This is a genomic window from Caballeronia sordidicola (assembly GCF_002220365.1).
GTDB classification, from domain to species: Bacteria; Pseudomonadota; Gammaproteobacteria; order Burkholderiales; family Burkholderiaceae; genus Caballeronia; species Caballeronia sordidicola_C.
This window is the reverse complement of sequence record NZ_MTHB01000063.1, coordinates 155009-175976: the sequence shown is the minus strand read 5'-3', so window position 1 is coordinate 175976 and position 20968 is coordinate 155009. Positions and strand designations below refer to the sequence as shown.

The 20968-nt window shown below is 61.2% G+C and carries 19 protein-coding genes; 10 read left to right on the top strand and 9 right to left on the bottom strand.

Annotation, left to right across the window (positions count from 1 at the left end; all coding sequences use genetic code 11):
* Positions 1-22 precede the first annotated feature (22 nt).
* Complete coding sequence (locus BSU04_RS11510; protein WP_089160723.1) at positions 23-679, top strand: SDR family oxidoreductase; 657 nt, start codon at positions 23-25, stop codon at positions 677-679.
* Here the strand turns inward: BSU04_RS11510 and kdpE are convergent.
* From kdpE to BSU04_RS11485, 5 genes are all read right to left on the bottom strand, one after another.
* Positions 655-1353, bottom strand: a complete 699-nt coding sequence (kdpE, locus tag BSU04_RS11505) for a two-component system response regulator KdpE (protein WP_089160722.1) — start codon at positions 1351-1353, stop codon at positions 655-657. The genes BSU04_RS11510 and kdpE overlap by 25 nt on opposite strands.
* Positions 1350-4214, bottom strand: a complete 2865-nt coding sequence (locus tag BSU04_RS11500; RefSeq protein WP_089160721.1) for a sensor histidine kinase — start codon at positions 4212-4214, stop codon at positions 1350-1352. The genes kdpE and BSU04_RS11500 overlap by 4 nt, the downstream gene beginning before the upstream one ends.
* 444 nt (positions 4215-4658) lie before the next feature.
* Positions 4659-5633 (bottom strand): quinone oxidoreductase family protein, encoded by a 975-nt coding sequence (locus tag BSU04_RS11495; RefSeq protein WP_089160720.1) that lies wholly within the window; start codon positions 5631-5633, stop codon positions 4659-4661.
* Between the two features lie 53 nt (positions 5634-5686).
* Positions 5687-6073 carry a methylglyoxal synthase gene (locus tag BSU04_RS11490; protein WP_089160719.1) on the bottom strand — a complete coding sequence of 129 codons (387 nt, stop codon included), beginning with the start codon at positions 6071-6073 and terminating at the stop codon, positions 5687-5689.
* Positions 6074-6127: 54 nt separating this feature from the next.
* On the bottom strand, positions 6128-6907 hold the full coding sequence (locus BSU04_RS11485; RefSeq protein ID WP_089160718.1) for an SDR family oxidoreductase: 780 nt from the start codon (positions 6905-6907) through the stop codon (positions 6128-6130).
* Between the two features lie 324 nt (positions 6908-7231).
* Between BSU04_RS11485 and upp the strand changes: the two genes are divergently transcribed.
* From upp to rng, 9 genes are all read left to right on the top strand, one after another.
* Positions 7232-7885 carry a uracil phosphoribosyltransferase gene (upp, locus tag BSU04_RS11480; protein ID WP_089160717.1) on the top strand — a complete coding sequence of 218 codons (654 nt, stop codon included), beginning with the start codon at positions 7232-7234 and terminating at the stop codon, positions 7883-7885.
* 492 nt (positions 7886-8377) lie between these two features.
* Positions 8378-9106: a YebC/PmpR family DNA-binding transcriptional regulator gene (locus BSU04_RS11475; protein WP_089160716.1), complete on the top strand. Its 729-nt coding sequence runs from the start codon at positions 8378-8380 to the stop codon at positions 9104-9106.
* 589 nt (positions 9107-9695) lie between these two features.
* A complete protein-coding gene (purD, locus tag BSU04_RS11470) occupies positions 9696-10985 on the top strand; it encodes a phosphoribosylamine--glycine ligase (protein WP_089160715.1) in 1290 nt (429 codons plus the stop codon).
* 234 nt (positions 10986-11219) lie between these two features.
* Complete coding sequence (gene hemF / locus BSU04_RS11465) at positions 11220-12143, top strand: oxygen-dependent coproporphyrinogen oxidase (RefSeq protein WP_089160714.1); 924 nt, start codon at positions 11220-11222, stop codon at positions 12141-12143.
* A gap of 57 nt (positions 12144-12200) precedes the next feature.
* Positions 12201-12926 carry a nicotinate-nucleotide adenylyltransferase gene (locus BSU04_RS11460; protein WP_089160713.1) on the top strand — a complete coding sequence of 242 codons (726 nt, stop codon included), beginning with the start codon at positions 12201-12203 and terminating at the stop codon, positions 12924-12926.
* Between the two features lie 16 nt (positions 12927-12942).
* Positions 12943-13383: a ribosome silencing factor gene (gene rsfS / locus BSU04_RS11455; RefSeq protein ID WP_089160712.1), complete on the top strand. Its 441-nt coding sequence runs from the start codon at positions 12943-12945 to the stop codon at positions 13381-13383.
* 72 nt (positions 13384-13455) lie between these two features.
* Positions 13456-13926, top strand: coding sequence for a 23S rRNA (pseudouridine(1915)-N(3))-methyltransferase RlmH (rlmH, locus tag BSU04_RS11450; protein ID WP_047896334.1), 471 nt, complete (start codon positions 13456-13458; stop codon positions 13924-13926).
* 68 nt (positions 13927-13994) lie between these two features.
* Positions 13995-14615, top strand: a complete 621-nt coding sequence (locus tag BSU04_RS11445; RefSeq protein WP_089160711.1) for a Maf family protein — start codon at positions 13995-13997, stop codon at positions 14613-14615.
* Positions 14616-14622: 7 nt separating this feature from the next.
* Entirely contained in the window at positions 14623-16092 is a 1470-nt protein-coding gene (rng, locus tag BSU04_RS11440; RefSeq protein WP_089160710.1) for a ribonuclease G, read from the top strand.
* Positions 16093-16112: 20 nt separating this feature from the next.
* Here the strand turns inward: rng and BSU04_RS47495 are convergent, their stop codons facing one another.
* The 4 genes from BSU04_RS47495 to BSU04_RS11425 form a co-directional block, all read right to left on the bottom strand.
* Positions 16113-16247 (bottom strand): helix-turn-helix domain-containing protein, encoded by a 135-nt coding sequence (locus BSU04_RS47495; RefSeq protein WP_256982502.1) that lies wholly within the window; start codon positions 16245-16247, stop codon positions 16113-16115.
* On the bottom strand, positions 16244-16483 hold the full coding sequence (locus BSU04_RS47490) for a hypothetical protein (RefSeq protein WP_256982500.1): 240 nt from the start codon (positions 16481-16483) through the stop codon (positions 16244-16246). Before BSU04_RS47490 ends, BSU04_RS47495 begins: the two co-directional genes overlap by 4 nt.
* Complete coding sequence (locus BSU04_RS47485; protein WP_256982499.1) at positions 16480-16611, bottom strand: type II toxin-antitoxin system RelE family toxin; 132 nt, start codon at positions 16609-16611, stop codon at positions 16480-16482. The genes BSU04_RS47490 and BSU04_RS47485 overlap by 4 nt, the downstream gene beginning before the upstream one ends.
* 178 nt (positions 16612-16789) lie before the next feature.
* Positions 16790-20956: a CheR family methyltransferase gene (locus tag BSU04_RS11425; RefSeq protein WP_089160709.1), complete on the bottom strand. Its 4167-nt coding sequence runs from the start codon at positions 20954-20956 to the stop codon at positions 16790-16792.
* Positions 20957-20968: the final 12 nt, after the last annotated feature.

The window sequence follows — 20968 nt, the reverse complement described above, 5'->3', positions numbered from 1 at the left end:
AGACAGAAGGAGCGAACCAGCAATGAAAGTCCTGCTCATTGGCGCGCACGGCCGAACCGGCCGCCACATTGCCCGGCAACTCCGCGCTGCATCCCTGCCCTTCAAAGTCCTGCTGCGCAAATCGGCTCACCGTGGTGAGTTCGCCGCTCTGGGCGCCGAGATAGTACTCGGCGACCTGACACACGATTTCTCCCACGCCTTGGACGACATCACGCACGTGATCTACGCTGCGGGATCGGCAGAAAACGAAGGTGTGAACGAGGAGCGCGCAATCGATCGCGACGCCGTGCAACGCACCGCCGACTACGCGAAACGCCGCCGGACAAAACAACTGGTGGTCATCAGCGCGATCTCCGCATACTGGCCGAAATCCAACCCGCTCGCGCTCAAGCACTACTCGAAAATGAAGCGCGAAGCCGATGACTATGTCCAGGCAAGCGGCGTTCCGTACGTAATCTTGCGACCAGGACCACTCTGCGATGACATCGGCCGCGGCACAATCGCGCTCTCCACCGAACGCTGCGCAGATGCAGCACCCGTTTCACGCGACGACGTTGCACGCATCGCAGTGGCGTGCATCAAACGCGATGTGCGCGACGAGGTGATTGGATTTGTCGGCGGGGACGTGCCAATAGACGATGTGCTCGACGCAGTTCAGACAGCCCCGATCAACCGATAACCCACGCCGGTTTCAGTGACGATATGCTCCGGCTGCGCGGCATCGCGTTCAAGTTTCTGCCGCAGGTGCGCCATGTAAATGCGCAGGTAGTGGTGGCTTTCCACGTGCGACGGCCCCCACACTTCGCGCAGTAACTGGCGATGCGTCAACACGCGGCCTGCATGTCGAACCAGCGTTGAGAGCAACCGGTATTCGATCGGCGTCAAGTGCACGGGCGCGCCCGCCCGCGTGACCTGGCGCAGGCCAAGATCAATGGCGACGTCGCCGAATTTCACCAAGGGCGATTCACTCGACGCCGCCTGATTGCGACGCCGCAAATGCGCGCGAATCCGCGCCATCAGTTCCGATACGCCAAACGGCTTGGTCAGGTAATCGTCGGCTCCCGCATCCAGCGCCGCGACCTTCTCCTCCTCCTGCGTACGCGCCGACAACACGATCACCGGCAATTCCGTCCAGCTTCGCAGTTCGCGGATCACGTCGAGACCGTCGGTATCGGGCAGACCGAGATCGACAATCACAAGATCTGGCTTGCGCGTTGCCGCCTCCACCAGCCCCTGCTTGCCCGTTTCCGCCTCGTGCACGGTAATGCCCTCGGCCTCGAGCGACGCGCGCACAAAGCGGCGAATCTGCTTTTCGTCCTCGATCAACACAACAGTGAGGTTAGGTTCGCTCATGGGGCTTCATGGTGCTTTAGGTCCGGCGGGGAAAAATCGACGAAGTCCTGTTCGGCTTCGTCGGAGAAACTGGGCACAGGCGGTGCTGCATCCACGGGCAAGGTGAACCAGAAACGCGCACCCAGGACCTGCGGGTCCGCAAGACGCTCGTCCAGCCGGTTATTCGCGCCGATTGTACCGCCGTGCGCCTGCACGATCGCGCGGCAAATCGAGAGCCCGAGCCCGATGCCCGGCTTCGCCGACTCCTTCTCGCCACGCGTAAATTTCTCGAACACGCGGTCTTCCATGTTCGCGGGCAAACCCGGACCGTTATCGTCGATATAAACACGCACGAAAGGCTTGCCATCCACATCCAGACTCTCCGCGCCAATGACGAGCTTCGAACCCGGCGGCGTATATTTCGCGGCGTTCTCAAGCAGGTTCGAGAAGAGCCGCTCCATCAGCACGGCATCGAGTTGCAGGAACGGCAGATCGGCGGGCAGATGCACTTCGACCGGGCGGCCGTTCAAAACGCGCCGACATGCCCGCAACGCCGCGCCGACCGTCTCTTCAAGGAGCGACCATTGCCGGTTCAGCCGCAGACCGCCTGCCTGCAAGCGCGCCATGTCCAGCAAGTTCGTGACAATGCTGGTCATGCGCAGCGATTCATCATGGATTGCCGCGATCAATTCGGCATTGGCCGGTGAGCGGGCGTCACCGCGCGTTTCTGCGAGCATGGATGCAAAACCAACGATGGTCGTGAGCGGCGTGCGCAAATCGTGCGAGATGGCAGACAGCAGCGAATTGCGCAGGCGCTCGGACTCCATGCTCACCAGCGCGTCGCGTGCAATCTCCACGTAATGCACCCGTTCGAGCGCCAGCGCGATCTGCGCGGCGAATGCGTCGAGCATGCGCTTTTGTTCGGGGACATCGAGTTCGCGAGCGTTGCGCGTGACGACCGCGAGCACGCCGCGCGTGCGCATCGGCGCCTTGAGCGGCAGATAGAGCGCGGCCGCGGCAGGCAGCGTGTCCGTGCCGTGACCGGCCGGCTTCTGCTGGTCGTAGACCCATTGGCCAACATCGAGATCCAGCGCGCTTGCATCAAGCAGCAGCGCAGCCGTGGACGTATCCGATGGATCGAGTTTCTGGCGAACTTTGTCGCTGGAATCGGGCAGGAGCATCGCGACTTTCGCGCGAAATACTTCGCTTACATGCCGCATGCCGATACCCACGATCTGCTCGGTCGCCAGCGCCGCGCCGAGTTCGCCAGCCATTGCATACATCGCACCCGTACGCCGCTCACGCTTCGACGCAACCCGCGCCTCGCGCCGCAAGCTCGACGTGAGGTGGCTGATCACCAGCGACGTCAGCAGCATGCCGGCGAACGTCAGCAGATATTGGGTATCGGAGACGGACAGCGACATGCGCGGCGGCACGAAGAAGAAGTCGAAGGCCGCGACGCTGAGGAACGACAGCAGGACGCCCGGACCACGGCCAATACGCGCCGCTGCATAAATCACGCCGATCAGATAAAACATCACGAGGTTCGTGAGATCGAAATGATCCCGGATCTGGCTCGCGAGCAGCGTGATAACCGCGCAGATCGCGATGGCGTACGCGTAGCCCCGCGGCGCCGAGCGCTGCTCGTGCGCGGCACTCAGCGCGTCGTGCCAGTCGGGTGCGGTCTGCGCTTCTTCAGGCGTCGATCCGCTTTGGACACCCAAGCCGCTTGCGTCGCTCAGGTCGCTCTCCCGTGCTCGAATCAGCGTGAGATCGAGATCGCCCGCGTGTTCCGCCAATTGCTCTCCAAACGACCGTTTCAACCACCGTGCGATACCGCGATGTTTCGATGCACCCGCCACCAGCTTCGACGCGTTGCGCGCCTGCGCATACCCAATCAACGTCGCGACTGCATCGTCACCGGCTAGCGTCACCGTCTCGGCGCCCAGTTCAGCGGCGAGCTTGAGCGCGGCAAGCGTGCGTTCACGGCGCGCATCAGAAAGTTTTTGCAGCCGCGGCGTTTCAACATAGACCGCGATCCAGTCCGAGCGCAGGCTTGCGGCTAGCCTTGCCGCCGCGCGAGCGAGCGTAGGGGCCTCCGGTCCCGGCCCGATGCACACCACCAGCCGGTCGCGCGCCTGCCAGATCCTGTCGATAGAACGATCCGCGCGGTATTCGCGCATCTGGGCATCGACGCGATCCGCTGTGCGCCGCAGCGCCAGTTCACGTAGCGCGATCAGGTTGCCCTTGCGAAAGAAATTGCGGACTGCGTGTTCCGCCTGCTGCGGCATGTAGACCTTACCGTGGCGCAGCCGTTCCAGCAGTTCCTCGGGCGGAAGATCGACTAGCGTGACTTCATCGGCCTGATCCAGCAAGCGGTCCGGCACCGTCTCGAACACGCGGATCTGAGTGATCTGGCCAACGATGTCGTTCAGGCTTTCCAGATGCTGGACATTGACCGTGGTGTAGACGTCAATGCCCGCGTCAAGCAGTTCATGCACGTCTTGCCAGCGTTTCAGATGACGTGCGCCAGGGACGTTAGAGTGGGCAAGTTCATCGACAAGCAGAAGCTGCGGATGGCGCTCAAGCGCTGCGTCGAGATCGAACTCCTGGAGCGCATGACCCCGATACAGCATGTTCGCCAGCGGCAGTTGCTCGAGGTCTTCCAGTAACGCGGCGGTTTCGCTTCTGCCATGCGTTTCCACTATGCCGATGACTACGTCGTCGCCCTGCTGCTTCCTGCTGCGCGCCGCAAGCAGCATGGCGTAGGTCTTGCCCACCCCCGCCGATGCGCCGAAAAATATCTTCAGCCGTCCGCGATGACGCTTCTCTTCCTCTCTTTGTAGTTTTCCGAGCAGCTCGTCTGGGTTTGGGCGGTTCATTTTTTAGCTTTTTGGAGCAATCGCATCCGAGGCGAGGTTCGGTTTCTTCGTTTCAACATCAACATACTGGCACGCGGCTTTCCTGGTATGACGAGCCGGTAGGGTTCTTGTCTCCGGCATCGAGGCCGATACTGGGTCTGCTGCCGGGTATTTTCCCCAAGTGCTGAACGATGGCCCGAACATTAAGCGCGCCCACGTAAAAGGCGGGTCAAAGATCGGGATACGGACGTAAAGATTGTGTAAATGGCGCTGCGCAAGACCTTCGCAGCGACGCTTTGTGGCGGTGGTCTTACAGCCGACACTTGAATAACGCGGATCGCAAACGGTCCTCTGCGTCGAGTGATGCGCTGACTACTTCCATTCACCTGCATTCGCCGTAACCGCAATCGACGACGCGGCACGAAAGAATGCCGCATCCGCCCTGTCCGTTCCCTCGCGCTTTTATCAGGGCAGGAAAATTGTCGATCCCGTGGTTCGGCGCGCCTCCAACTCTTCGTGCGCCTTTGCCGCTTCGGCCAGCGGATACCGCTGCCGCACGCTCGTCTTGACCTGGCCTGTACTCAACACATTGAACAGTTCACCCGTCATCTCCTCGAGATCGCTGCGTTTGGCGATATAGCTGAACAACGTGGGCCGTGTGAAATACAGCGAACCACGCCCGGCGAACTCGGACGAATCGATGGGTGGCAACGGCCCCGATGTATTGCCGAAACTCACGAACATACCCAAAGGTGCGAGGCAGTCGAGTGATGCCGTATAGGTGTCCTTGCCGATTGAGTCGTAGACCACCGGCACGCCTGCGCCGTTCGTGATCTCGCGCACCCGCTTCGTGAAATCCTCGCGGGTATAGACGATCGGATGATCGCAGCCGTGTGCCTTCGCGAGTTCGGCCTTCTCGTCCGATCCAACCGTACCGATCACCGTCGCACCAAGCGCCTTCGCCCACTGGCACGCGAGCATGCCTACGCCCCCCGCCGCCGCGTGGATCAGGATCGTATCGCCGGCTTTCACGCGATACGTCCGTCGCAACAGATATTGCGCGGTCAGACCCTGCAACATCACCGACGCCGCATCCTCGTACGCTATGGAATCGGGAAGGGGCACGACATACTGCGCCGACATGACCCGTTCCTGCGCATAAGCGCCCGGCGGCCGCGATGCGTAAGCCACCCGGTCGCCCACCTTGAAACCTGTCACGCCTTCGCCGAGCGCAGTTACCTCGCCGGCCGCTTCCATGCCGAGTCCACCCGGCAGCGGCATGGGGTATAGCCCGGTACGAAAGTACACGTCGATGAAATTCAAGCCGACCGCATGATGTTTCACGCGGATCTCGCCCTTGCCCGGCTCGCCCACTTCGACGTCGACCCATTTCATCACTTCCGGACCACCGGTTTTATCGAATCGAATTGCCTTTGTCACCCTTGTCTCCTTTTGCCGGCGTCAGCCGGTCACCAGTCACTATTCAGCGCGGCCTAAACCCGGTCCAGGCGTAGCTTCAGATCATCGAGAATCATGCGTGCTGTCGCGAGATTCGTCGCGCACGCCACGTTGTGAACGTCGCACGCGCGTACCAGCGCATTGATGTCCGGCTCGTGCGGCTGCGGTGTCATGGGGTCGCGCAGGAAAACCACCACGTCAACCTTCCCCTCTGCCAGTTCAGCGCCAATCTGCAGGTCGCCGCCGAACGGTCCGGAGAGCTTGCGCTCGACCTCCAGACCATGGGCTGCAGCAATGCGCGCACCGGTCGTGCCGGTCGCCACCAACCGGCACTGTGCCAGCGTGGCCGCAAATTCGCCGGCCAGCGCCACGATGTCATCTTTCTTCATGTCGTGCGCAATCAGCGCGACGCGTGGGTTCATCGAATGTCTCCCGGTTATGATGTTTTATAGGATTATTTTTATGAGATTCGGCGATCAATACGTGCCCGGATAAGCACCGCCGTCGATCAGCAGGTTTTGCCCCGTGATGTAGCCCGCGTGGACGCTGCACAAATACGCGCACGCTCGGCCGAACTCCTCCGGCGTACCGAAGCGGCCCGCGGGCAGCCGGCTCATGCGGCGCTTCTTGGCCTCTTCAAAGGAAATGTTGTTCGCCTTCGCGTCCGCCTCGAAGGTAGTGACGAGCCGGTCGGTATCGAAGGAGCCCGGCAGCAGGTTGTTGATCGTGACGCCGGTCGCCGCGACCTTGCGCGACAAGCCCGCGACAAAACCCGTCAACCCTGAACGGGCACCGTTCGACAGACCCAGCACGTCGATAGGCGCCTTCACCGACGAACTCGTGATATTCACAATGCGTCCAAAGCCGCGCTCGATCATGCCGTCCAGCGTCTGTTTGATGAGTTCGATCGGCGTCAGCATGTTCGAATCAAGCGCCTTGATCCAGTCGTCGCGCGAGAATTGCCTGAAATCCCCCGGCGGCGGCCCACCGGCGTTGTTCACGAGAATGTCCGGCGCAGGACACGCGGCCAGCGCCGCGGCGTGGCCTTCAGCCGTGGTGATGTCGCACGCCACCGCCGTCACATTCACACCAAAGCTTGCACGAAGATGCTCGGCCGTGGCCTCAAGCGGTCCCGCCGTGCGCGCCACGATCACGAGGTTGACGCCCTCGGCCGCCAGCGCCTCGGCACAACCGCGCCCCAAACCCTTGCTGGCCGCGCACACGAGCGCCGTGCGCCCCTTGATTCCCATGTCCATTGCTGTCCCTTTCTGGTTGCCCGCGTTGAAACCGGTGGAAACCGATTAAAACCGGGGTAATGAAGTCTTGTGCCGAATCCTGGCTCGCCGTCCGTTCGTGCGGACCGCGTGATGCAATTCTAGAAGAATGAGGGATCGGACGTCGGCCGCGCAATAAACCGGATGGCCTATCGCCCGCAATCTCCGCTTTAGGCGCGCCTAATTTGGGTAAACTGGCGTCATTGCTTGAGCGCAGGCATGCAAAACCGGCGCGGCTTCAGAATTGAACGAATCACCCGACTCACCCGAATCCACACTTAATGCCGCGGCAACCGCGCGAATTCCATGAAACAGGACAGCCGCTTTCCCAATCTCTTCATCCTCAGCCACCCGCTGATCCAGCACAAGCTGACGCACATGCGGGACAAGGACACGTCAACGCGAACGTTTCGCGAGTTGCTGCGCGAGATCACGCTGTTGATGGGTTATGAAATCACGCGCAACCTGCCGCTGACCACGAAGCGTGTCGAAACCCCGCTGGTCACCGTAGACTCGCCCGTGATCGCCGGCAAGAAACTGGCTATCGTGCCGGTGCTGCGGGCCGGTATCGGCATGTCGGACGGGCTGCTCGACCTGATTCCGTCTGCGCGGGTCGGCCATATCGGCGTCTATCGCGCAGAGGATCACCGGCCGGTCGAATATCTCGTGCGCCTGCCGCCCGATCTGGAAGAGCGCGTATTCATCCTGTGCGACCCAATGCTCGCAACCGGCTATTCGGCGGTCCATGCCGTGGACGTGATGAAACGGCGCAAGGTGCTCGGTGAAAACATCATCTTCGTGGCACTGGTTGCGGCGCCCGAAGGCGTGAAGGTTTTCTCGGACGCCCACCCGGACGTGAAGCTCTACGTGGCCTCGCTCGACTCGCATCTGAACGAGCACGCGTATATCGTCCCCGGCCTGGGCGACGCCGGCGACCGGCTATTCGGTACGAAGAACTAGCACAAAACCAAGCGCCGGCACGGGAACTTGAAAGGACGTGCGCGCCGTCGGAGCAAGGCCGACACCTGCCGAAGCGGCGCGCCATGATAAAATTCTGGTCCGCCAAATAAGCAGTTTGTGCATTAGGTTGGCGGACAGGATTAGCTGACGGGATTAGCTGACGGGATTAGCTGACGGGATTAGCTGACAGGATTGGCTGACAGGATTGGCTGACAGGATTGGCTGGCGCCATTTAGCAAGCAGCGCGTGGTAGGCGGATATGTTGGTCCGAGTTCGCGGAATCGTGAATTTGGGGAAATCAGCAACCGGACCGGCGCCGCAGAACCCGAAACAGGGCGTGCGCCGTGCCGCGCTCGGCCATTCAAGCCCTGCCACCATGCAGCGCGAACATAAGATGCCGGCCGTCGAAAAGCGCCTTTTCGGTTTTCGGGATAGGGCGGCATTATTGACACACAGGCGTGCGAGAAAAACTCGGGCGCGATGGAGAAAGGTATGGCGGGTCATTCAAAATGGGCCAACATCAAGCATAAGAAAGCGGCGACCGATGCCAAGCGTGGCAAGGTCTGGACGCGTCTTATCAAGGAAATTCAGGTCGCGGCCCGCATGGGCGGCGGAGAAATGGACACGAACCCGCGCCTGCGGCTCTCCGTCGAAAAGGCCTACGACGCCAACATGCCCAAGGACAACATCAACCGCGCGATCCAGCGCGGCGTGGGTGGTGTCGACGGCGCGACGTATGAAGAAATTCGCTACGAGGGCTACGGTATCGGCGGCGCGGCCATCATCGTGGACACCATGACGGACAACCGTACCCGGACTGTGGCGGAGGTCCGCCACGCGTTCTCGAAGTTCGGCGGCAACATGGGCACGGACGGCTCGGTAGCGTTCATGTTCGATCACGTCGGCCAGTTCCTGTTTGCTCCCGGCACGTCCGAAGACAAGCTGATGGAAGCGGCGCTCGAGGCAGGCGCGGACGACGTGGTGACCAATGACGACGGCAGCATCGAAGTGGTTTGCCCGGCCAACGATTTCCAGAAGGTGAAAGACGCGCTGGAAGCTGCGGGCTTCAAGGCGGAAGTGGCCGAAGTCATCATGAAGCCGCAGAGCGAAGTCGAGTTCACCGGCGAGGACGCGGCGAAAATGCAGAAATTGCTGGACGCGCTGGAAAATCTGGACGACGTGCAAGAGGTGTACACCAACGCAGCCATCGACGAAGAATGATCGCCAGGTAAATGAGCCGGCCCGTCGCCAAGCCGTGCCTGCCCCGCTTGCCTGACGCCCGCACGGGCATGGATGTGCCCCGCGGGACGCTGGACACTAGCGCCCGTTTCTGGCTCGATTGGTGCATGGGTAGCGGGTGCGTTTCATTCGTTTGTTTGAATAGCGGAGCCCGGACACGTGCACAGACGAATGCGGTGGTCATGGGTGAATAAATCCGCCGGCTGGCGCGTTATGTGAAAGGCAGGCCGGCGGACCACGCCGGCCATGTCCCCCGAAATATGGGCCTGAAATATGGGCCTGAAATACCGGCTAGGTACAGTCGTTGAGGTGCGCCGAACCTGGCCGGAAGCCGCGATTGACAGCCGGGAAGTCGAGTGACGCAGCCGCGTGATGGCGCGAACCACTTCCCCGCGTCAATGCACCCGGCGGGAATTCGGCAGTCGTCGGGCAAAGAGCCGGCGCACGGCAAAGCAGATATCCGCGGATCAGGTGCGGCAGACTGGTTTAAATGGCTCGAATTGGTACAAATCGATTCAACCCGGTCCGCCCTCCTGCCGCCATGCATTTCTTAAGATCTTCGAGGTTTTAAATGAAGTTACTCGTCGTCGGTTCCGGCGGTCGCGAACATGCGCTCGCTTGGAAACTCGCGCAATCGCCGCGCGTGCAGATGGTTTATGTCGCGCCGGGTAACGGCGGTACGGCTCAGGACGAGCGTTTGCTCAATGTCGACATCACCGATCCTGCCGCACTCGCCGATTTCGCCGAGAAAGAGCAGATCGCGCTGACCGTGGTTGGACCCGAAGGTCCGCTCGCGGCGGGTATCGTCAACCTGTTCCGCTCACGTGGCCTGAAGATTTTCGGCCCGACCAAGGAAGCCGCGCAGCTGGAAAGCTCGAAGGACTTCGCGAAAGCGTTCATGAAGCGCCACGCTATTCCGACTGCGGAATACGAAACGTTCACGGACATAGCCGCTGCCCACGCTTATCTGGACACGAAAGGCGCGCCTATCGTGATCAAGGCTGACGGGCTCGCGGCCGGTAAGGGCGTGGTCGTGGCAACAACGCTTGAAGAAGCGCACGCGGCCGTCGACTCCATGCTCGCCGACAACAAACTGGGCGACGCCGGTGCGCGCGTGGTGATCGAGGAATTCCTGGACGGCGAGGAAGCGAGCTTTATCGTGATGGTGGACGGTAAGCATGTGCTGGCGTTGGCGTCGAGCCAGGACCACAAGCGTTTGCTCGACGGCGACAAGGGCCCGAACACCGGCGGCATGGGCGCCTATTCGCCCGCGCCTATCGTCACGCCGCAACTGCACGCCCGCGTCATGCGCGAAATCATCCTGCCGACGGTGCGTGGCATGGAACAGGAAGGCATCCGCTACACCGGTTTCCTGTACGCCGGCCTGATGATCGACGCGCACGGCAATCCGAAAACGCTCGAATTCAATTGCCGGATGGGTGACCCGGAAACGCAGCCAATCATGGCCCGCTTGAAGGGCGATTTCTCGAAGGTCGTGGAACTGGCGATCGCCGGCACGCTCGCGACAGCGGAGATCGAATGGGACCGGCGCACGGCGCTCGGCGTCGTGCTGGCCGCGCATAACTACCCGGACACGCCGCGCAAGGGTGACCGGATCAATGGCATTCCTGCGCAGACGCCGGAAGCCGTGACTTTCCATGCAGGCACCACGCTGGAAAACGGCAAGCTCAGCACATCGGGCGGACGGGTGCTGTGCGTCGTGGGTTTGTCGGACTCGGTACGTGGCGCGCAGTCCGTCGTCTACGATACGATCAACCAAATCGCGTTTGACGGCATGCAGTACCGGCGGGACATTGGTTATCGCGCGCTGAACCGTAAAGCGGCAGAACGCCAGAGCTGAAGCGGAACCGCTGGCAATGTGGCCGGGTAAAGTGACTAGGCAAGTGACTAGGCAAGTGACCAGAAACCGTCGCGAGAAAACGCAACAACGCAGCACATTGAGCACCGCACTGCCGGACCTTCGCGTCCGGCAGTGCGTTTTAGAAAGAACGCGCACTGGACCGGGCAAGTTTGAGCAAACCAGGCTCCGCTCAACTCCAGGCCCTTTTTCCCGCAAGCCGTAAAACAGTCCACGATGTCCGCTCCAACCTACGACGTACAAGCTGTCCGCACTTATCTGACCGGTTTGCAAAAGCAGATCGCGCAGGCGCTTGGGGCGTTCGACGGCAACGAATTCCTCATCGATTCCTGGCAGCGTGGCCCGGAAGAACGGTTGCGCGGGGGCGGCAGCACGCGGATTCTTGAAGGCGGCCAGTTTTTCGAACGTGGCGGCATCGGTTTCTCCGATGTAGCCGGCGACGCCTTGCCAGCCTCGGCGAGCGCCGCGCGTCCACAACTTACCGGGCGTGGTTTCGAGGCCATGGGCGTGTCGCTTGTCATGCATCCGCGCAATCCGCACTGCCCTACCGTGCACATGAACGTGCGGCTGCTGATCGCGACAAAAGCGGGGGAGCCCCCGCTGTTCTGGTTCGGCGGCGGCATGGACCTCACGCCTTATTACGGCTACGAGGACGACGCCCGGCATTTTCACGGCGTGTGCCGGGATGCGCTGGCGCCCTTCGGCACGGATCTGTATCCGCGTTTCAAGAAATGGTGCGATGAGTATTTTTATCTCAAGCATCGCAATGAAGCGCGCGGAGTCGGCGGGATTTTCTTCGATGACGTCTCGGAACCCGGCTTCGACGAAGCGTTCGCCATGGTGCGCAGTGTGGGCGACAGCTTCCTGGCCGCGTATCTGCCGATCATCGAACGCCGGCGCGACACGCCTTACAGCGAAGCGCAGCGTGAATTTCAGACGTACCGGCGTGGCCGCTACGTGGAATTCAACCTCGTCTTCGACCGTGGCACGCTGTTTGGGCTGCAAAGCGGCGGCCGAACGGAGTCCATCCTGATGTCGATGCCGCCGGCTGTAACGTGGCGCTATGACTGGAAGCCGGAGCAGGACACGCCCGAAGCGCGGCTTTACTCTGATTTCCTGGTGGCGCGAGAGTGGCTATAAAAGAACTGCGCAAGAAGCCGCGAGAAAGCTGCAGACTATGAGACCTGAACGCCGCACCTGTTGCAATCTGTCCCCGAAGAGGACCGTCCACTGAAATCGAACCTCCCTTGTGCTCGACGCGTCGGTTTGCTGGGCGGCACGTTCGACCCGATTCACGACGCTCATCTGGCCCTTGCACGCCGTTTCGCCGAGTTGCTCGACCTGACCGAACTCGTGCTGTTGCCGGCTGGCCAGCCGTGGCAGAAAAAGGATGTAACTGCCGCGCATCATCGGCTTGCCATGACCCGCGCGGCGGCGGATTCGCTGCATGCAGAAGGGCTGCAAGTCATCGTCGCCACCGATGAAATCGATCACGACGGCCCGACCTATACCGTGGAGACGCTGGCTCGCTGGCGCGCGCGAGAAGGTGCGCACGCGTCGCTGTCACTCTTGATCGGCGCCGACCAGCTCGTGCACCTGGATTCATGGCGCGACTGGAAACGCCTGTTCGAATTTGCGCACGTGTGCGTGGAAACCCGTGCAGGATTTGACGTCTCAACGGTTTCTCCCGCCGTAGCCGTGGAGATTGCCGCGCGCAGCGCCCCGGCTGAGGTCCTGCAAGCCACGCCGCACGGCCATCTGCTGATTGATTCCGCGCTGGAGCTGGAAGTGTCGGCGACCGGGATCCGCGAGCAGTTGGGAGAACGCCTGCGGGCGCACGCGGCGGGCGAGAGAGACGCCGAGAGTCATGTACCGTCCGCCGTATGGGACTATATTGTTCAACACCACTTGTATCATCGGTAAAACCATCGGTAAAAATATGGAAATCACAAAGCTTCAACGCGCGATCATCGACGGTCTGGAAGACGTCAAGGCGCAGGACATCAAGGTGTTCAACACCACCCACCTGACCGCCCTCTTCGACCGTGTCATCGTCGCGAGCGGCACCTCGAATCGTCAGACCAAGGCGCTCGCCAACAGCGTGCGCGACAAGGTCAAGGGGCTGGGCGGCGACGTCATCAGCACCGAAGGCGAGGAAGTCGGCGAGTGGGTGCTGGTCGATTGCGGCGACGCGGTCGTCCATATCCTCCAACCGGCGCTGCGCCAGTACTACAACCTCGAAGAGGTCTGGGGCGACAAACCCGTGCGGGTCAAGCTGCAGAGCTCGGGTGGCTTCAGCGGCGCCCAGGTGAGCGTGTCGGACGACGAAGAAGACGACGAACCGGCCGCCAAGCCGGCTCGCAAGACCACGCGTCGCTGACGCTGGCCGCATCTGTACGTCGCGCTATCACGGCGCGGGCGTAGTGCGGGTAAAGCGCTTTGCAATGTCGCCATGAAACTTCATATCCTTGCGGTCGGCCACAAGATGCCCGACTGGATCGCGACCGGCTTCGACGAGTATGCGAAACGCATGCCGCCCGAGCTGCGCATCGAGTTGCGCGAGATCAAACCCGAACAGCGTTCATCGGGACGTAACGCCGAGAGCGTGATGGCTGCCGAACGCCTGCGAATCGAGGCGGCGCTGCCCAAGAATGCGCGGCTTGTCGCACTCGACGAACGCGGCCGTGACTGGACCACCATGCAACTCGCCGGCGCATTGCCTGACTGGCAGCAGGAAGGCCGCGACGTGGCGTTCGTGATCGGCGGCGCCGACGGTCTCGACCCGCAGGTCAAGGCGCGTGCCGAAGTCCTGCTGCGTGTTTCAAGTCTCACGCTGCCGCACGGCATGGTCCGCGTGCTGCTGGCCGAACAGCTTTATCGCGCGTGGAGCATCACGCAAAATCATCCCTATCATCGCGCGTAACGTGTGGCATTGGGGCGTTGAACAACCGCGCCTGGGGCTACGGCGCGTGACCTTCAATATCCGCGAACATGCCATCGTCCAGCTTCCCTTTTGTTTATCTCGCGTCGCAAAGTCCCCGGCGGCAAGAACTGTTGCAGCAACTCGGCGTTCGCTTCGAGTTGCTGCTGCCGCGTCCCGATGAAGACGCTGAAGCGCTCGAAGCCGAGTTGCCCGGCGAGGCAGCCGACGCTTATGTACTGCGCGTTTGCGCGGCAAAGGCGCAAGCGGCATATGCACGCTGCCTGAAGGGCGGTCATCGCGCTGCACCCATCCTGGTTGCCGATACGACCGTCACCCTGGATGGCGCGATCATGGGCAAGCCCGACGATGCGTGCCATGCCGTCGCGATGCTCGAACGGCTATCCGGGCGCGATCACGAGGTGCTGACAGCGCTCGCCGTGGTCGACGCCGACGGCGTTCTGCTCACGCCTGTTCTGTCGCGTTCGCTCGTGCGCTTCGCCACCGTCGGGCGTGCTGCACTGCAGCGTTACGCGGCCACTGGCGAACCGCTCGGAAAGGCCGGTGCATATGGCGTTCAGGGACGCGCTGCGGCGTTTATCGAACGGATCGAGGGGTCCTATTCGGGTATCATGGGCCTGCCTCTTTTCGAAACAGCAGCACTCCTGCGCGTGGCGCGCGTCGACTTCTAAACAGTCCATGAACGAAGAAATCCTGATCAACGTCACACCGCAGGAAACCCGCGTTGCCCTCGTTCAGCAAGGCGCGGTGCAAGAGCTTCACGTCGAGCGCACGTTGTCTCGCGGACGGGTAGGCAATGTTTATCTCGGCAAGGTCGTGCGCGTGCTGCCCGGCATGCAGTCGGCTTTTATCGATATCGGGCTCGAGCGCGCGGCGTTCCTGCACGTGGCGGATATCTGGCACCCGCGTATTGCCGGCGAAACGCATTCGAACACGCCGCATACGCCAATCGAGAAGATCGTGTTCGAAGGCCAGGCGCTGATGGTGCAGGTGGTCAAGGATCCTATCGGCACCAAGGGCGCGCGGCTTTCCACGCAGGTGAGTATTGCGGGGCGAACGCTGGTCTATCTGCCGCAGGAGCCACATATCGGGATCTCGCAGAAGATTGCCAGCGAGGCCGAACGCGAGGCCATCCGTGCACGGCTCACCGCCGTTCTTCCGGTTGACGAAAAAGGCGGGTACATCGTCCGCACTATTGCGGAAGATGCATCGAGTGAAGAGCTCGCGGCCGACGTTGCTTATTTGCGCAAGACATGGACCACGATTGTCGCGCAGGCGCAGAGGGTCGCGCCGACCTCGCTGCTGCATCAGGATCTCAATCTTGCTCAGCGCGTGTTGCGCGATTTCGTCAACGACGATACCTCGCGTATCCAGGTCGATTCGCGCGAGACTTACCAGATGCTGGCGGACTTCGCGATCGAGTTCACGCCGGCTGTGGCTTCCCGTGTGCATCACTATGCTGGCGAGCGGCCGCTTTACGACCTGTACAACATTGAAGCCGAGATTCAGCGGGCGTTGTCACGCCGGGTCGATCTGAAGTCAGGCGGTTATCTGATGATCGATCAGACCGAAGCAATGACCACTATCGACGTGAATACGGGCGGTTATGTAGGTGCCCGTAATTTCGACGATACAATTTTTAAAACCAATCTTGAAGCCGCGCACACGATTGCCCGGCAACTGCGGTTGCGCAATCTGGGCGGGATCATCATTATCGATTTCATCGATATGGAGAACGTCGAACATCGCGACCAGGTGCTTAGCGAATTGAAGAAGGCGTTGTCGCGAGATCGGACGCGGGTGACGGTGAACGGTTTTTCGCAGTTGGGGCTGGTTGAAATGACACGCAAGCGCACGCGTGAATCGCTCGCGCATGTGTTGTGCGAGCCGTGTCCGACCTGCGATGGAAAAGGCCAGGTGAAGACGCCGCGCACCGTCTGTTACGACGTGTTGCGCGAGATCATGCGTGAGTCGCGTCAGTTCAATCCGCGCGAGTTTCGCGTGGTGGCATCGCAGCAGGTGATCGATTTATTTCTTGAGGAAGAGTCGCAGCACCTGGCGATGCTGATGGACTTTATCGGCAAGCCGGTTTCACTGCAGGTTGAGTCGAATCTGAGTCAGGAGCAGTACGATATTGTCTTGATGTAAGAATTCGGCGGGACAATATGCTACTGCTGCGCAAGGATATCCACGGGCACGGAGAGCACCCTGGCTATAGCAGCAAGTTTTTTGAAGGTGCCGTTTCGCTTCCCACTTTCGATCTGGCTCAAATACGGCTTGCTAATGCCAGATGCTTCGCTCAACGCGTCCTGAGTGAGATTGCGATATTCGCGCCAGGCGCGTATTGGGTGCGCGCCGGCCAACTCAGCATCAAGCGCAAAGACTGGCAGTGCAAACCATCGTCGGCTGCTTTCGCTTGATCAAAAAGCGCTTCGTCATCGAGATCCTCGATCAACGGCGCGACACGGTTCCAGTTTTCGATAGGCACGATCGCGAATTCAGCACGACAGTCACGCTCGATAAATTGAATGGTAGTCATTCGTCAGCCCCTCCTCGAGGTCTGACGGCAAGGACCAGGATCAGCAGTTTGCCATCGTCGATTTCAAACAAAACACGCCAGTCACCAACACGTAACAAATAGCCATCGCGTCCGGTTAGCTTCTTCACATTTGGCAGCCGAATACGGATCGTTCGCAAGCACCGTTATCTTCGACTGGAATCGTCGCAGCGACGTTACGCGGCATTGTTTTGAGTGCATTGGCGGCGTCTTTCGCGTACCCGATAAGTGTCAGCGCAACGCTAACGAATTGCAAACAGCAGCCGTCTTTGGCTGACACGAGCCCCCTCACCTCGGCAAACTCCGGGCAATCGCCGCGACTAGCCCATTTAGCGAAACCGGCTTGCTCAAATGACCGTCAAACCCGGCAGCGAGCGCCCGGGTGACATCCTGTTCACGGCCGAATCCGGTGAGCGCAAGGGCAGGCAGCCGCGCGGTCCGGGGTGCCTTTCGCATCTGCTCGATCATCTCGTAGCCGTTCATGGCCGGCATGCCGATATCGGACAGCACCACATCGAACTCCTGCTGCGCCATCGCTTCAAGCGCCTGCTCGGCGCTTGGCTCGGCACGCACCCGCGCTCCCTCCATTTCAAGCAGCGTACGAAACGCCTCTAACGCGTCGATGGAATCATCGACGAGCAACACGCGCAGGCCCCTCAAGATGCCCGGATCGACGTATTCACGCGGTGCCTGCACCGGTAGCGACGGCGCGTTCTCCGGCAGCCACAGCCGGAAGCGCGCCCCTTGTCCCTGCCCTGCTGACTCCGCTTCAATATGCCCGCCGTGCAACTCCGCAAGTTGCTTCACGAGCGACAGCCCGATCCCAAGACCACCCCGATCACGACGGCCGCCGCCATCGGCCTGGCTGAACATCTCGAAGATACGTGGCAGGAAGCCAGGATCGATACCCTGCCCCGTATCCGCCACCTCGACACATACAAACCCGCCTTGCCTCGATAAGGCGATCCGCACCCACCCGCCAGGCGGCGTGAACTTCAGCGCGTTGCGCACGAGATTCCAGACCATCTGCTCGACGCGTTCGGCATCGGCATGAATCATCACGGCGGCATCGGTGCCCGTCACCGACAACGCGATCTCACCCGCCTGCGCATCGGCCGCGCTCGCGGCCACGACCGCGTGCAGGACCGACGCGACCTCCACCGGCACGAACCGGAGCGCAAGCTTGCCGGTGCGCACGCGCGACAGGTCGAGCAAGTCGTCGATGATCTTGGCCTGCCCCTCGACGGCGCGCTGGATGGCATCTGCGGCATCCTGCACGCTTGAGATGTCCCGCGCGTCGGGTAGGCGCGTGAGCAATTCGGCTTTTACGTGAATCAGGTTGAGCGGGTTTTTGAGCTCATGCGACAACACCGAAAAGAACTCGTCCTTCAACCGGTTCGCCGCTTCGGACTGCGCACGGATTGCGCGTTCGAGCGTGAGTGCGAGTTGCTTCTGGCTCTCGACGCCGGTCTTGTTGGTGACATCGCGAGCAATCTTCGCGTAACCGCGGAACTGATCCGACTCGATCGGCGTGGTGACCCCGCTGCAATAGATTTCGGTGCCGTCGGAGCGCACGTGCCAGCGCTCGTCTTCGACACGACCGGCCAGCGTGGCGCGTTGCCGCTCGAGCAAAGGTACACACGCTTCAAGATCGTCGGGGAGAAAGATCAGATCGAGCGGCTGGCCCCGCACTTCGCTTGCAGCATAACCAAAAATGCGTTGTGCCCCGCCGTTCCACGTGACGATCAACCCGTCCATATCCAGCACAATGATCGCGTAATCGTTCGTGGTAACGGCCGCCAGCCGCAAGCGTTCTTCACTGCTGCGCACCGCCGCTTCGGCCGCCCGGCGTGCCGTGATGTCGATCAGCGTGATGACTGCTCCGTCAATCTGATCGTCCGCTGTGCGATACGGCAGCACCCGCGCAAGAAACCACTCGCCTTGATCCGTGCGGATCTCGCGTTCGGTGAACGTGAGCGTGTCGAAGGCCGCGCGTGCATCGGCGGCCATTTGCGGATAGTCGAGCCGATGCGTGAGATCGGGCAACGGCCGCCCGATGTCCGACGCAATCAGCTTGAAGAGCCCGACCGCCGGCGGCGTATATCGCTTGATACGCATCTCGCGATCGACGAACACCGTCGCAATGCCAGTGGATGAAATCAGGTTGCGCAGGTCATCGTTCGCCTTGGCCGTCTCGGCGACGGTGTCCGAGAGTTCGAGATTCGCCGTGACCAGTTCTTCATTGACCGACTGCAGCTCTTCCTTGCCCGCTTCCAGTTCCTCGGTGGTCGAGCGCAGTTCTTCGTTGATCGCCTGTAACTCTTCATTCGACGCCATCAACTCCTCGGCGAACGCACTGGCGTCTTCCATCGACGAATGCATCTGCGTCTGCGCGCGATGCAGGTCATGTTCAAGATCGATGAGTTTGTCCGCATCGGCACCGGCGCAGGCGGAGGCGTCGCTCACGGGCACGACCTGTTGCCCGGCAATCTCGTTCTCGATTTCGTCGAAGAACACGACGATCACATCTTCGCCGCTGCCGTCATCCTTGAACAACCGTGCCGATATATTGACGAACGACGAAGTCTCGCCGCGCGAAAAGCGCACGCGCCGCGACACTACGCTGTCGCCGTCGCGCAATACGCGATGCAGCGCGTTGCGCAACTCCACGCGAAGCTCCGGGTTGACGAGCGTGAGCAGATTGCGCGAAGGCTCGCCGCTGACATACTGCAGGAAACGTCCCGCGTGATCGGACATATGCAGGATCGCGCCATCGCAATCCACGGTGACGTTAGGCGGCGCATAGCGCTCGAACACGCGCTGACGCAACGCCGCCAGCGACGCCGGCGTCTCGCGTCCCAAACCGGGGCGCCTGGGGACGTCGAAGATCGCGGGGCGGATGAGCGCCAGCGGCGGCATGGCGCGGGTACCCATGCGTTTCGACTGATAAATGTGGTTGCGCTTGTCCACTTGCTCGAACAGGTCGCTTGCAATTTCGATAGATTCCGAGCCGCCGAGAAACAAAAAACCGCCCGGCCGCAGCGCAAAGTGAAACGTTTCCAGCACCTGACGCTGGACGGTTCTATCGAGGTAGATGAGCAGGTTGCGGCACGAGATAAGGTCCATGCCCGAAAACGACGGATCGCTCAGGATGTTGTGGATAGCGAACACCACTTTTTGACGCAATTCCTTGCTCACCTGGTAACGGCCACCGGGCTTCATGAAAAAGCGGCTTAGCCGCTTGGGCGATACGTCCGCCACGATCGATCCGGCATAAACGCCCGCACGCGCCGTCTCGATTGCACTCGCGTCGACATCCGTGGCAAACACCTGGATCAGCGGAAATTTGCCGTGGGCCGGCCCGTGCTCGCTCAGCAGCATCGCCAGCGAGTACGGCTCCTCTCCTGTCGAGCACCCCGCCGACCACGCCCGCACGGGCTCGTCGAGCGGGCGCACTGTGAAGAGGTTCGACACCACCTGCTGCGCCAGGGCATCGAACGATTTGCGGTCGCGGAAAAAATTCGTCACGCCGATCAGCATGTCTTTCAGAAGCGCAGTCGTTTCTTCAGGATGCGTTTCGATAAACCGCTTATACCCGATCAGATCGGCTACGCCGTTCACTTGCAGCCGCCGCTCGATGCGCCGCATCACCGTGCCGCGCTTGTAGTGCCGGAAGTCATGGCCAGTGCGGATGCGCAGGATGGTCAGCAATGCCTGCAGCACGTCAATATCGGCGTCCGGGACGGCTGGATCAATGCCGGACTCAATACCCGGTTCGTCTAGCGGCGAGTCGTCAGCGGCGTGAAGCGCTTTCATCACGCGCGCGTTGTCGCGTAACTCGATCAGGCGGGCGGGCATCCGCTCGACTGCAAGCACGATATCGACGAACCCGGTTGCCAGCGCATTGCGCGGCATTTCGTCGAATTCCGCGTCCATCGGGTCCTGCACGATGTTTATGCCGTTCTGTTCCTTGATCCGTGCAATGCCCAAGGAGCCGTCGCTGCCCATCCCCGAGAGGATGATGCTGATCGAGCGTGCCCGGTGCGCGTCCGCCAGACTCCGGAAAAACAGGTCGATCGCGACCGGCCGGCGTCGCGCCGGGTCGCTCGGGACGACATGAAGACAACCGTCCGCGAGTGATAAGTCGTTCGACGGTGAAATCAGGTAGACCGTGTTCTTTTCAATCGGCGTGGTGCCGAAGACCTGCACGACCGGCATGGAAACCGAGCGTCGCAGCACTTCGTCAACATGGCTCGCGTGATTCGGAGATATATGCAACACGGCGACGAACGCCATGCCGCCGTCCGCCGGCATACCCTGGAGCAGACGCATCAACGCCTGGATTCCACCCGCCGACGCGCCGATGCCCACAATCGGGAAGTCGACTGGATCGGGATTCGGCAAGGATTGGGAGGATGAAATGATCCGGACGCCAGGCGGCTTGCTAATGGTCATGGGAGGCTCCTT